9 protein-coding genes are annotated in these 13095 nt (G+C 47.2%); 3 read left to right on the top strand and 6 right to left on the bottom strand.

What is annotated here, in order from left to right; translation table 11 throughout:
- Window positions 1-9: 9 nt before the first annotated feature.
- Window positions 10-846: an ROK family protein gene (locus tag ACYVE4_RS31315; protein ID WP_461044366.1), complete on the bottom strand. Its 837-nt coding sequence runs from the start codon at window positions 844-846 to the stop codon at window positions 10-12.
- 55 nt (window positions 847-901) lie between these two features.
- Window positions 902-3478, bottom strand: coding sequence for a family 20 glycosylhydrolase (locus ACYVE4_RS31310; RefSeq protein WP_461044365.1), 2577 nt, complete (start codon window positions 3476-3478; stop codon window positions 902-904).
- A gap of 84 nt (window positions 3479-3562) precedes the next feature.
- Between ACYVE4_RS31310 and ACYVE4_RS31305 the strand changes: the two genes are divergently transcribed.
- From ACYVE4_RS31305 to ACYVE4_RS31295, 3 genes are read left to right on the top strand one after another with little or no spacing between them, the layout of a single operon-like run.
- The gene (locus ACYVE4_RS31305; protein WP_461044364.1) at window positions 3563-4660 is read left to right on the top strand and encodes an acyltransferase family protein; all 1098 of its coding nucleotides are present in this window, start codon (window positions 3563-3565) and stop codon (window positions 4658-4660) included.
- A 33-nt stretch (window positions 4661-4693) separates the two neighbouring features.
- A complete protein-coding gene (locus ACYVE4_RS31300; protein WP_461044363.1) occupies window positions 4694-7111 on the top strand; it encodes an alpha-glucuronidase family glycosyl hydrolase in 2418 nt (805 codons plus the stop codon).
- Between the two features lie 16 nt (window positions 7112-7127).
- Window positions 7128-7283, top strand: coding sequence for a hypothetical protein (locus ACYVE4_RS31295; RefSeq protein WP_461044362.1), 156 nt, complete (start codon window positions 7128-7130; stop codon window positions 7281-7283).
- Between the two features lie 185 nt (window positions 7284-7468).
- Here the strand turns inward: ACYVE4_RS31295 and ACYVE4_RS31290 are convergent, their stop codons facing one another.
- The 4 genes from ACYVE4_RS31290 to ACYVE4_RS31275 form a co-directional block, all read right to left on the bottom strand.
- Window positions 7469-8620 carry an acyltransferase family protein gene (locus ACYVE4_RS31290; RefSeq protein ID WP_461044361.1) on the bottom strand — a complete coding sequence of 384 codons (1152 nt, stop codon included), beginning with the start codon at window positions 8618-8620 and terminating at the stop codon, window positions 7469-7471.
- A gap of 91 nt (window positions 8621-8711) precedes the next feature.
- A complete protein-coding gene (locus ACYVE4_RS31285; RefSeq protein WP_461044360.1) occupies window positions 8712-10088 on the bottom strand; it encodes a purple acid phosphatase family protein in 1377 nt (458 codons plus the stop codon).
- A gap of 16 nt (window positions 10089-10104) precedes the next feature.
- Entirely contained in the window at window positions 10105-10986 is an 882-nt protein-coding gene (locus tag ACYVE4_RS31280) for a glycerophosphodiester phosphodiesterase family protein (RefSeq protein ID WP_461044359.1), read from the bottom strand.
- Entirely contained in the window at window positions 10983-13094 is a 2112-nt protein-coding gene (locus ACYVE4_RS31275) for a hypothetical protein (protein ID WP_461044358.1), read from the bottom strand. Before ACYVE4_RS31275 ends, ACYVE4_RS31280 begins: the two co-directional genes overlap by 4 nt.
- Window position 13095: the final 1 nt, after the last annotated feature.

Here is a 13095-nt window from a genome sequence, read left to right as displayed (position 1 = left end):
GCAATTTAATTAGACCAACTGCCGAACGAGTGCAGCAGCCCCTAATAACGCAATATTCTCGTTCTCCGATTGAAAAATCTTCAATCGACGTAATGTTACTGGATATGCAAAATCGGCCATACTCTCAAACATCGCCGATTTGAAAAGTGGATAGGCTTTGGCAATGGAACCGCCCAGAACAATCACCTCCGGATCGTAGGTATATAACACCACTTTGACGGCATTGCCAAAATGTTTACCAAATTCTTTCCACAGATTCAGGGCTTGTTCGTCGGCCTGAAGAGCGGCCTGATTAGCTTCTCTGGCCGTTGTACTATGAATGGATTCGAAGAAATCTCCAGCGGCATACGACTCGATGTTTTTGTCGAGGTAGGGCAGTAACCCAATTTCCCCCGCGCCACAATTACTACCAGTATATAGCTGATTATCAACAATTATTCCGGAGCCAAGGCCTGTCCCGATTGCCATACCAACGGCTGACCGATACCCTTGCGCCATGCCAAACTGGTGTTCTCCGAGAATAAAACAATTGACATCATTATTGACAAAAACGGGTATATCGAACTCTTTTTCCAGAATATCTCGCAAAGCAACTTCTTCCCAGGATGGAATATTTGCTACGTTATAGACAACACCATGTTCAATATCAACCACTGACGGAACGCCGATGCCAATGCTACTGACCGATGGCTCTACGAACGGTCGGATCAGCTCAATTAATTGGGTCAATGTTGCCGAAAGAGAATCTTTCTGTTCCAACACTTTGCTTTTCTGGTGAAGGATAACCCCGTTCCTGACCAGTCCTACCCGCACATTTGTTCCGCCTAAATCAACCCCAATAGTCATGTTGGAAATCTATTTTATACGTAATAAATCGAGAACTTCTAAGCGTTCTCAGAACTCATAGGTTTACCACAGTCGACCTGCTTGACCGCCCGGCGGCATCAAAACTTTTTAGTTTTACCGTACCAGAAACCTTTACTGGATCAGTATATAACGTCGATTGAGCCGTCGGTTCAGAGCCATCGGTGGTATAACGAATGGCGAGCCCTGGCAACTCAATATTGGCCTTTAATAATCCCTTTTCAATACTAACACCCGGTAAAGGTAATCGATAATTGTATCCTCCGTTGATACGTGCCAACCGAGGAAACTCTTTCTGTGCTAACGTATTGGCAAATACGTTCCAGCCTACATTCATCGCTTTCTCGCGGGCTTCTCGGTTGTCGATGGTTTCCCAGGAACGCTCAGGTGCCCAGGCACTTTCGGCGAAGCCCAGTAACTTAGGCAAAATATCATATTCGGCCATATCGCGGCCTTTCACGGTTTCGCTCCAGAGCTGCGACTCAATGCCCCGAATATTTTTACGCGCTTCCGGTTTCATTCGTTCCAATCCGGCAAACGTAAGCGGTTTTCCCATAGCCGTTCGATACGTAGTCTTGAACATATCATACGGTGCAAACGCCCAGTTGTTCCGCGTATCCACATAACCAGCCCAGTAGAGTCCAGGCTCTTGCGGATCGTTATTATAAGCCATATCGAAATAAAAGTTCGATACGTTGCAGAGCACCACTGGATAACCAGCATTTACCAGCCGATTGCCTAAATCGAGATCAAACAAATTATTCCAGACGTAGGGCACAACGCCTTTGCCTACGAACTCCGGATTCGGCACGTATTTACCATCAGCGGTTTTGTTCAGAATAGCTTCCTCCCAAGCGTGTACTTCCAGATTGCGTTTGGCCAATCGTTCGCGCAGTTTCCGGAAGAAATAGGTCTGTAGATTTTTAGGATCTTTTATCGTTGGATTCTCTTTCAAAATTTTCGCAGCCTCCGGCGATTGAGTCCAGGAACCTTCAGGAACTTCGTCGCCACCCGCGTGCATAACGTCCATCGGCAGGCCCGCTTCTTTGTACATTTTGGTGATTTCGTCCACCACTTTTTCGTAGAAATGGTAGGTCGATTCGCGACCGACACTCACTACATTATCTTTATACCCCTGCGCCGACAGATAGACCGATTTATCGTTAGGATCAATGAGTCGATACTCATTGGCTTCTTTCTCTTTCCCTTCTTTCATCAGCCGTTCGTAACGAGCTTCCATTGCTTTGATAGCCGCCCGTGCATGACCCGGCAAATTCAATTCGGGAATCACCTTAATGTGCCGTTCTTTCGCATATTTCAGGATTTCGATAAAATCAGCTCTCGTATAAAAACCACTCCCATATTTACCTTCAGCATACGCTTTCGGCCCTGATCCATAGGCCGGATGCAACACAGGCGTTTCTTTACCCGACGTATGTTCACGCTGAGCACTCACCTTCGTTAACTCAGGCAATCCGTCGATTTCAAGCCGCCAGCCTTCGTCTTCGGTCGTGTAGAACAGGAAATGATTGATTTTGTAATAAGCCAGTAAATCAAGGAGCCGCAGAATAGTTTCCTTCGTCTGAAAATTACGGCTAACATCCAGATGCAAGCCTCGGAAATGAAACCGGGGCGCATCCTCAATTTGTGTATAGGCTAATGTAGTACCAGCCGACGGATTCAGATACGTAGCGGTCGGCATCAGCGCCAGCAAGCTCTGAATACCGTAGAAAACTCCGGCGGCATCACTTCCGACAATCGAAACGCCTTTCCCGTCGATAGTCAGGTTATATGCTTCCTGAGATGTACCCTTTACGTTGATAGAACCCGTTTTCAGAAAAATACCTTTCGCAGCCGGTGTTCCCGAGCCGGTTGCAAACTCTTTCCCAGTTAATTCTTTCAGTTTCTGACTCAGGAGTTTCGCTTCGTTTTCAAGGCCTTTATCCGCATAAATTGACAGTGATGCATCGAACGTCAGCGTGCCGGGTAACGTAGTAATTTTAACGGGTGCGGGAATGATTTTCTGCAATTGATCGGCCGGAAGCAACGATGCCAATGCGTTGGCTTTATACGTATTTTCGGGGCTGGCAATCGCATACAGATCGCCGGGACCACGCAACCTCTGCTCTTTGCGCTCGAAGGGTTTGATGGTGTAGTTTGCAATTTCGGCAATCGACTCTTCTTTGCCTTGCGAATCATACAGCACAACGTAGAGCCCTAACGGTGCGTCGGTTACCTTAGTAACAGCTTCGGTGCCTTCGTAACTGATCTCGACTGATGCGCCGGGTTTGAGGCTAAATCCTTTGGTTGGCACGAGCTTGTACCAGTCGCCATTAATATGTTGAACCGTACCTGGCTGCGGATTTTTCGCTGGTAAAATCGGCCGGGGTGACATATTGAAAAACAGTGCCCAGTTGGCGTCGGTCAGTTCCTTATCGCCATGATTAGTCAGCGTAAATCGCGCTTCAAATCCATCTTTGACCGACGTGAAATTGCTGACCAGCTCCCACGAAACAGCTACCTGCGACTTCTCTCCTGATTCCTTATCTGTGCGTTGACAACCTATACCGACAAAAAACAGCAGAGCAAGGATAGCATAAAAACCAGGGCGCATAAATAGTTAGGTTAAGTAGCCTTAATAGTACGGAAATTAGTATTAAAGATACTATTACCGTAACCGCGCTTTTTTCACTTTTTAATGATACAGCAACCCAATCGACTCGTTTCGTTAGATGCACTCCGTGGCTTTACCATCGCGGCCATGATTGTAGCGAATTTTCCGGGAAGCGAAGAGCACGTGTATTTCACGCTACGTCATACCAAATGGAACGGTCTGTCATTCACCGATTTGATTGCGCCAACGTTTCTGTTTATCGTGGGCGTTTCCATCGCGCTGGCCTATACCAAGAAATTGACGGATGGAAGCCCAAAAGGTGAGTTATACCGGAAAATTGCGATTCGTTCATTGAAGATTTTCGCTGTCGGCATGTTCCTCAACCTGATGCCTGATTTTGATTTCTCGAACGTCCGCTGGACGGGTACATTGCATCGAATCGCAATTGTATTTCTGGCCTGCGGATTCATCTTTCTGAATACAAGCTGGAAACAGCAAGCCTGGATTGGCGCTATTACGTTAGTAGTCTACTGGCTCGCCATGACGCTGATTCCAACACCCGATTTAGGCTATGTAATTCTGGAACCCGGTCAAAATCTGGCGGCCTGGGTGGATCGCAAATTCTTACCGGGACGAATGTGGCAAGGAACCTGGGACCCTGAAGGTATACTCAGTACGTTTCCATCCATTGTAACCACCAGTACAGGAATGCTGGTTGGGCGCTTTATGCTCACAAAAACTACGCCCACCGAAAAAGTGTCGTATCTGATGACAGCAGGTTTATTCACAGCGGCTGCGGGCTATTTCTGGGGGTTAACGTTTCCTGTTAACGAAAATCTCTGGACGAGTTCATTCGTGCTTGTTACGTCGGGCTTTGCGGCTATGTTGCTGGGGGCTATCTATTTTCTAGTCGACGTACTGGGCTATACAAATGGAACAAAGCCCGGAATCATTTTCGGTGCTAACGCGATCACTGTATACGTTCTGGCCGACATTTTCGCCCTGCTTTTCTACCGTCTCAAATTCGGAAGCCAGCCACTGAACGAACACGTAGTCAATGGCCTAATCTCGATGGGTATTCAGCCCGAACTGGCGAGTTTGTTGTATGCGCTGTTTTTTATCGGCGTCAATTTTATTCCGGCCTACATTCTGTATCAGCGAAAGATTTTCATCAAGCTGTAGAGACGCGGCATGCCGCGTCTCTACATAATCTATATGCGTCTACAAATTTTCTCAATCTGCTTCTGTTTACTAATAAAAACAGCTATAGCAGCTCCAATCGACCTGTCGAAAGCACGTATCGTCAATACCGTTTCTGATAAAAAAACGCTGCGCCGAACCGTCGAAATTCTGCAACAGGAAATCCAGAAACGAACCGGAATTCAACTTTCTGTCAATACAAAATTTCCGACCGATAATCAGCCAATCATTGCATTAGCACTGGAAAATGACCTAGTGCAATTGCCGCAAGCTTTCAGAACGGCGATTCAATCTTTGCTCGAAACGAAAGCAGAAGGGTTTAAACTGGTTACGGTTGAATCGGCCAACGCAGTGCTGATTGTTGGACGCGATGCACGTGGATTACTCTATGGCGTCGGGAAACTTCTCCGTACTTTAGAAATGCGAGCGGGCGAGATTGGACTGACGAACAAATTAGCTATTACTTCCAGTCCGCGTTATCCAATTCGTGGACATCAGCTAGGCTATCGCCCTAAAACCAACGCCTACGATGCCTGGACCGTTGCTCAATTTGATCAATATATTCGGGAGCTGGCGTTATTCGGTGCCAATAGCATCGAAATTATGCCACCGCGTACTGATGACGATTTTACCAGTCGGCACATGAAACTGCCTGCGATTAAAATGATTGGCGAACAATCACGGATTTGCGCGGAGTACGGACTGGATGTCTGGATGTGGTATCCGAACATGGGCGAGAATTATACGCATCCGGATTCCATTCAGAAAGAATTAGCGGAACGGCATCAGATTTTTGCCGCTGTTCAGAAACTAGATGCCGTTTTCGTACCGGGCGGTGATCCTGGCGAACTGGAGCCTGACGTATTATTTGCCTGGCTCGAAAAAGAAGCACAGGTATTACACAAATACCATCCTAACGCCAAAATCTGGGTTTCTCCGCAAGTGTTCCGGCCTGCACAACCGTGGTTCGATGCTTTCTACAAACACGTTAATCGCGGATATGATTGGTTTGGTGGAGTCGTTTTTGGACCGTGGGTCAAAGTACCCGTCGATGAGCTTCGGAAACGAATCAATTCGACTATTCCGATTCGGCATTATCCCGACATTACGCACAATTATGCTTCTCAATATCCAGTGCCGCATTGGGATCTGGCCTGGGCCATGACGCTTGGCCGCGAGAGCATTAACCCACGTCCGCACGATGAGAAAACGATTCATAATGCCCTTGATCAATACGGAGCCGGTAGCATAAGCTATTCGGAGGGGACGAATGATGATGTGAATAAATTTGTCTGGAGCGATCAGGATTGGAACCCTGAAACACCTGTTATCGAAACACTACGCGATTACGCCCGGCTATTTATTGGGCCTGATTATACCGAATCCGTAGCACAGGGGTTGCTTGCGCTGGAGCAAAATTGGCGCGGAAGTTTACTAACCAATGATGTCGTCGACCGAACGCTGATGCAATGGCAAGCAATGGAGAAAACGGCATCTCGTAGCGTATTACAAAATCCGCGTTTTCAGATGGGCCAGATTCGGGCCTATTACGATGCCTACACACGCCATCGGCTTCTCTGCGAAACTGATCTGGAACGGCAAGCCCGCGAACGATTGGAGACTGTTGGCTCCGGTGGATCGTTAGCGGCTATTCGTGAAGCTAATACGCTTCTGGAAAAAGCCTGGAAATCCCCTATCCTACTAACGTATCGACAAATCTGTTTTGCCTTAGCTGACTCGCTGTTCAAAAGTATCGGCGCTCAGTTGACCATCGAAAAGCATGGAGCCATGTCGGGGCGGGGTAATTTTATTGATAATATTGACATACCACTTAACGATTCGCCCTGGCTCATGTCGCAACTGGCGCAGATTGAGAAAACAGGGAATGAACAGGAGCGCCTACTAAAAATTCGGGAGATGCTGCACCGTACCGACCCTGGCCCCGGCGGCTTTTACGATCATTTTGGTGATCCGGCAAGTTGGTATCGGGTTGTTTCTGGAGAACCGTGGGAGAAAGATCCCGGTAGTTTACGAGGTTCCAGAATTGGTTTTGGTGTAGGATTAGTGGGCGTAGAATGGGTAGACGAAATTAAAGCAACGGGATTCAAAGGGCAGATTACCCCCCGCGTTTGGATGAAGCAGGCCAAAACGCTATATGACCAACCGTTAAAAATCGCCTACTCCGAACTTGACCCGACCGCTACATATCGCCTTCGAATTGCCTACACCGGGCGATTCCGTTCACGGATGAAACTCACCACCGACGATGGATCTACCATTCACGACTTTATCCAGACGGGCGAACAGCCGATTTACGAATTTGACGTTCCGAAAACAGCGTCAGCCGATGGTGCTGTTACGTTCATATGGACGTGTGGCGAAGGCGAACGTGGTTCGCAGGTGACCGAAATCTGGCTGATCAGGAAACCGTAAAACTCATTCAATTTTTGTGTATGAACGTCCCGCGTTTAAACCCGAAAATGAATTTCCGCCGAACTACAGAGCGGTCATCGTATACGAACCCGATATTCTGACGGATAACAATAAAAACAACGACGACGCGAATACCGAGAACAACACCCTCGTTAAAAACCCGCGACCGTAAATAGTAGTCGCATAGCTATTCATTTTTTTGAGAATACTTTTTGTCATTCTGATGCAGGAAGAATCTTAAAGTTCCCTCACCTGTGAGCGAGGATAATTTAAGATTCTTCCTGCGTCAGAATGACAAAACACTCATTTAGGAGCTATTTCTAAACGCTTAAACAGGGCCTCAATGACCAGAATCAATCAAACCCGCAGGAATGTCTTTTTCTTGTACATGAAATAGAGGAATACCCATTTGACAGCAAGCACCGCAATAGCCATACCTACTTCCAGGACGGCCTCGGAAGACGATAATTTCAGTAATCCTCCAAAGAAGAATTTGGCTGCGTAACCGAAATCAATGAACTCGCCAGCCAGATAAATCAGGATGGAATTCATGCCGATAACGGTAAAGAAAAATGTCCATCCTTTTATGTCCTTTACATCGATAATCCAGTAAAAAACAGAGAGTAACATTAAGCTCAGACCACCCGTAACAAGCATAAATGAGCTGGTCCAGAGGTTTTTATTAATTGGAAATACGAAATCCCAAAGCCAACCTAATAGGACAAAACCAGCGCCAACTCCCAGCAATCGCAATGCTTTCTGGTTTCCACTTCGGCCGTGTGTACGGAGGAATGTACCGGCAAAAATCCCTAATAGGGCGTTGCAAATGGCAGGAATTGTCGAGAACAATCCTTCGGGATCATGAATCTTTTTATACAATCGCCCTGGTAACAACTGCGTATCGATGTAGCTCGCTGGGTTGCAATCCATTGTTAATAGACCTGCTCCGCACCCTGGTACAGGAACAAACATCATAATCAGCCAGTAACCAATCAAAAGCCCACCAAACCAGATGTATTGCGTACGTGGACGAGCATATAGGTAAATCAATTGCCCAAACATACCGGCAAGCCCAATTCGGCCGAGTACGCTTCCAAAACGCGTATCCTGAAACGCTTTGACAAATAAGCCATTGTTATAAATAATGCCCAGCAAAACCAGAATAAGCCCCCGTGTAATAATCTTTCGGGCAATCTCCGACTTATCCGCTCCTTTATCCAGACGACTGCCGATTGAAAAAGGCGTTGAAACGCCTGCCATGAACAGAAACAACGGAAAGATCAGGTCGTAAGCGCGGAAACCATTCCACTCTGGGTGAGTGAATTGGTCAGCAACAACGACCGCCCAGGCCCAGCCGGTTGTTTTCGCGAGTAGATGAAATACATCTTCCCCACCCATAATCCAAAACATGTCGAAACCACGTAAGGTATCGAGCGAGAGTAATCGTTTGACAGGAGCAGGCTGAGCAATAGTTGGCTCAACTGGAGAACTGGATGTAGTTGTTTGCATATATGTATGGTATAGGATGTATGATATATTGTGCGCGATGCTAATACACTCGTAGAGAATACATCATACATCCTATATCATACATAATACGTCATTTAATTCCTTTTCGGGCTTTGTACTCCTGAAAGCGGTTTCGGTACTGCTCCATCTGATCAGGTTTGTATCGTTTCTGATACTCAACCGGTAGATCGAGCCGTTCGGGGGCTAACGCGGGGGATTTGTCTACCAATGTATTCTGGCCTTTACTATTCTTCGTCAATTCAAACGAATCATATTTCTCGCCCGTAACAGTGTACGATTGATACGACAATTGATCGCCATTGATCGAAATGATCTGATAAAGCTGCGTATTCGATGCCGCCCGATCCATCCAATCCTGTAAGCCAATATCGTACATTTTCGGGCCACTGACCGACACGACGTAAATAGGGCCATCGGGATGTTTTCGACTTTTCCCCAACGGCATATTCAGGCCGCGCCCGTAGGTGTGGTCGTGGCCCTGAAGCACCAAGTCTACCTTGTATTTTTTATAAATCGGCTCCATTTTTTCGCGCCATTCGTCGTTATCGCGCCCTTTTGCTGTCGAGTAAATAGGATGGTGGTGCGTAATCACTGTCCAGCGGTTCGGGTTGTTATTTAATACCTGCACTAGCCAATTTGCCTGCGCATTCATGACGGTTGAATCCAACAACGCGCCTTGTGAATTTAAGGAAATAAATCGCGTTCCCTGATAGTCGAATAAATAAGCCGTTTCTTCCAGGCCTTTCGGACCATTTTCGGGCAAGATAAACGAAGGACGCCAGTGCCGCGACACACGCGCTTTTCCTGACTCATCTTTAAAATATTCGTGATTACCCGGCGTCGCTAATGTAGGTACCATGCCGTTAATCCAGCTACCCGCTTCGAACCATTCACCCCACTGCCAATCGGCATTCGACGTAGTGATTAAATCGCCCGCATGAATCATGAAGTTTACACTGGGCAAAGTTGAATAAGCGCCACGAATGGCCCGTGACCAAAGCGAACGGATGTCGTTCTGGGCATCGCCGAAGTATAGAAAAGAGAAAGAAGAGGCTTCATTCTTCGCCGTTTTAAACTGAAACCATTCGCTCCAATACGTGCCATCACCTACACGATATAAGTACTTCGTATCAGGCTTTAAGTTCTTAAAATGCACGGAATGATAAAGCCTTGTTTTCCCATCCAATACGACACGTTCCGTTGTAGCGGGAACAATAGTGGCTTTACTGACAAAATCAGGCGATGGATCGGCTTCAGAAATCGCGCCAATGGCATTCGTCACCGTTGAATCCGTTCGCCAATTTACGGACTGCGACGTAGCCGGATTTTCCTGCCATCCCAGAATCAGTCGGTCGGGGTAAGACGTTGGCACGTAGTCTTTGTGCGTCTGCGCCCACACTGGCATAGTCATTAACAGTGTGAGCACTGTAGCAAAAAAGCGTTTCATAAAGAGGAAGTTATATTCACTTGGTTGTACTCGTAGAAAGGGTTCGATAGACGTTTAAAACATGATCTGTCTGGATCACATCGACGCTAAAACGAGCAGCTTTTTTATATTGCTCTGCCGTATCATCGTTATCCAACAAATCGACAAATACACGAATGCCCTGTTGATGAATTTGGGCAATTAACGCATCCGTCAACGATGACCAGCTTAGGTCAAACGCATAGGGATGAAGCTGATTAATTTTCGCCATCATTTCTTCAGCATTACGCAAGGAAGGCATCAATTTAGCCTTTGGTGCTACGGCTTTCAATGTCTGCAAATACGCATCAGAACCATAGAAAACAGCATCATTCAGCAACCCATATTTTGTCAGAATAGCAACCATAGGTTCAGGCGAAACAGCCTTACAATCGACGTAAAGGGCCGTTTTTGATGAATGATGCGCGTTCCAATCAGCAATCAGTTGGCAAACTTCTTCTAAAGTAGGAATTTGTTCGGTTCGAAATGACTCGCCAAAGCCTTTGGCGGCTGATAATTTTTTGAGTTCTTCGAGTGTCTGCTCAGTTACTGGCCCTGAACCGTTGGTTGTACGGTTTAGCGTTCCATCATGCAGGATAATCAGCTTGCCATCTTTGGTTGTTCGAACGTCAATCTCAATATAATCGACGTTCATCTGCAACGCAGCCCGATAGGTTGCCAATGTATTTTCGGGCGCTACGGTTGAATTTCCCCGATGGGCTGAAACGCCCATTTTGGCATTTACCACAAACTGCGTTCGGTAGTAATTAATTGAATCTGACACAGGTAAAATAGTATGCTGCGTATAGGCAATTTGCTGAGTCGCCAGGTAAGCCCAGAAAAGATATAACGTTAACTTATTTATGTCAATTCGATTCACTTGTGTTGGGCGTTTTTCAGATTGGGTTTGGCGCGCCAGTCGGCTTCTGAGCCAAAACGTGTATGGATCATGGCACTTGCTTTTTCTGTCGGCGGGTAATGATAGATCAGTCGGTTGGTCATAACGAAAAATATACCCGAAATAACAACCGCACCCATAGCCTGAATCCAGGCTTTTCGGTAGAGCGGAGCAAATGATACTGGTGTCTGAATTGAAATGGTTTCGCGTTCGTGCGGAAGGATCAATACCAATAAGGTCGATATCATGGCGTTGACCATGATGACCCATTCCGTTAAAAGTCGGTTCGGGTGCCATGCGACTAATGCACGTTCAAAATTACCAATCACCATGAGCCAGAGCAATACCAGATAAATCAGTTGCCCTCTGCCTAGCCATGACGTAGGTACCATCGCCAGCGACTCCCGAAACTGTCGACGTATCAGCACAATAAACAGCACCAATAGAAGCAGCCACGTTACGTTGAACCAGCCGGTTGGCGTTAACTGCAAGTCGACACCTGGTAATTTGCCCAGATAAGGAACATCCCACAAAGCAGCCGTGGTTTCTGTTGATCCGGGCGTTTTGGGGCGCGTCCACACGTCGGGATTTAGTCCTTTGCTCCAGTCTTCCACATTCTTGACCAGATTCACATACGGGAGTGCCAACCACACAAAAACAGTCGCCACACCCAATGTCCATCTGCCGGTTACTGGTTGCGAATCGCGTGGATTGTCATCATGAATTGGCATACGTGTAGCCAAATAGCCTAACGCGACCACGATAGCAATTCCGTTCACGAATCCGTATGACTGTTCCAGAAAGCTGTGCCAGTTCTGGCCCTGCCAGTTCGCCCAGTTTTCTTTGATCATTTTGAATTCAGCACTATCGGGTGAAAACCCTTTCCCAACTAAAATTCGCGGATTTCCAGGAGCTATCATCAATTGCTTCACCCACTGAATTCCCGAAAAACCTAATCCACCGATAATTCCACTGATAATCGAAGCCACCGCAACCGGAAGTAAATTATTTCGACGGAACCATAGTATAGCTCCGATAAAAACGCCCGTAATACCCGCCCAATCGTCGCTACGGGGCGGAGTCATTCGTAGACCTCCGTATTGAGCAAATCCAATGCTACCGAGAACAGGAACGGCCAGAAAGAATAACAGCCAACCAGTAGCCATATAGACAATCAGTGAGGCACCATCACGAAACTTCCCGAATCGTACAAAATAAGCCGTAACCCCTAGTAATAAGCCAATTACCCAGCCAATATGCTGTGGATAATCGCCAAACCACTGAGGCCAGTTGTTGAGGAAATTATGCGCGTCGAACGCTAACGTGCCCGTTTCGGGATTTATATACGTTGGATCGCCGAGCGGGTATGTGAGCCAGAAAGCCAGTTTCTCATCCAGCCCGATACCGTGCAGAAGTGCCTGAATACCCCATCCAGCTAACGCCCCAGTGATTCCAAAAACGGGCAGAAGCATGCTGTTTTTTTCTCTTCGGTCATACAGGTCATAAAGCGCCATCGCCAACAACGCAAATAAGGCCGCTATATAATCGGCATCGAGCCAGTAAAGGGGATTTTTGTGCCGCGACCACGTATCATCGAACGCAATGCCGGATTGTAACCATTCAGCAATCGGGTCTTCCACCCAATTCTGAATGAACCACGCCAAAAACAAGACCAGAATTGGCTTAAATAGATTTACTAGTTGTTCATGTTTGGCAACTGCCGCCAACGACGTACCAGCACCGCCCAAAGCGGCCCATAAGAAACCAATGTAAAACAGCCCTACGTAGCCATACCATTGCGACAGACCATGGCCACTCTGCGTATAGGCAATCACCTGCATGTAGGACATGGAACCGCCAAAACCCCAGCCAATTGCGCCAAAAAATGCGAAATACAGTACTCGCTGCCGCCAGTCGCTACGCCCCGATACGAGTGCTACGACGATAGCGGCCAGACAACCGGCAAAAGCGGCTCCGTATTCGTGGCCAAAGTTGCCACGAATGCCCCAGCCAACCGACAGCGCAAGGCCGCTTAGCAACATTACCGGTTTGCGCCAGATAGAAGCCTGTATGGTAGAAACAGCGACCATG

This window comes from Spirosoma harenae (assembly GCF_054776975.1).
This window is presented reverse-complemented; position numbering and strand designations above follow the sequence as displayed.

Coding starts and splice junctions, on each gene's coding strand:
- ACYVE4_RS31310 (WP_461044365.1), bottom strand. CDS start 3,478: ATGCGCCCTGGTTTTTATGCTATCCTTGCTCTGCTGTTTTTTGTCGGT.
- ACYVE4_RS31300 (WP_461044363.1), top strand. CDS start 4,694: ATGCGTCTACAAATTTTCTCAATCTGCTTCTGTTTACTAATAAAAACA.
- ACYVE4_RS31285 (WP_461044360.1), bottom strand. CDS start 10,088: ATGAAACGCTTTTTTGCTACAGTGCTCACACTGTTAATGACTATGCCA.
- ACYVE4_RS31305 (WP_461044364.1), top strand. CDS start 3,563: ATGATACAGCAACCCAATCGACTCGTTTCGTTAGATGCACTCCGTGGC.
- ACYVE4_RS31315 (WP_461044366.1), bottom strand. CDS start 846: ATGACTATTGGGGTTGATTTAGGCGGAACAAATGTGCGGGTAGGACTG.
- ACYVE4_RS31290 (WP_461044361.1), bottom strand. CDS start 8,620: ATGCAAACAACTACATCCAGTTCTCCAGTTGAGCCAACTATTGCTCAG.
- ACYVE4_RS31275 (WP_461044358.1), bottom strand. CDS start 13,094: ATGGTCGCTGTTTCTACCATACAGGCTTCTATCTGGCGCAAACCGGTA.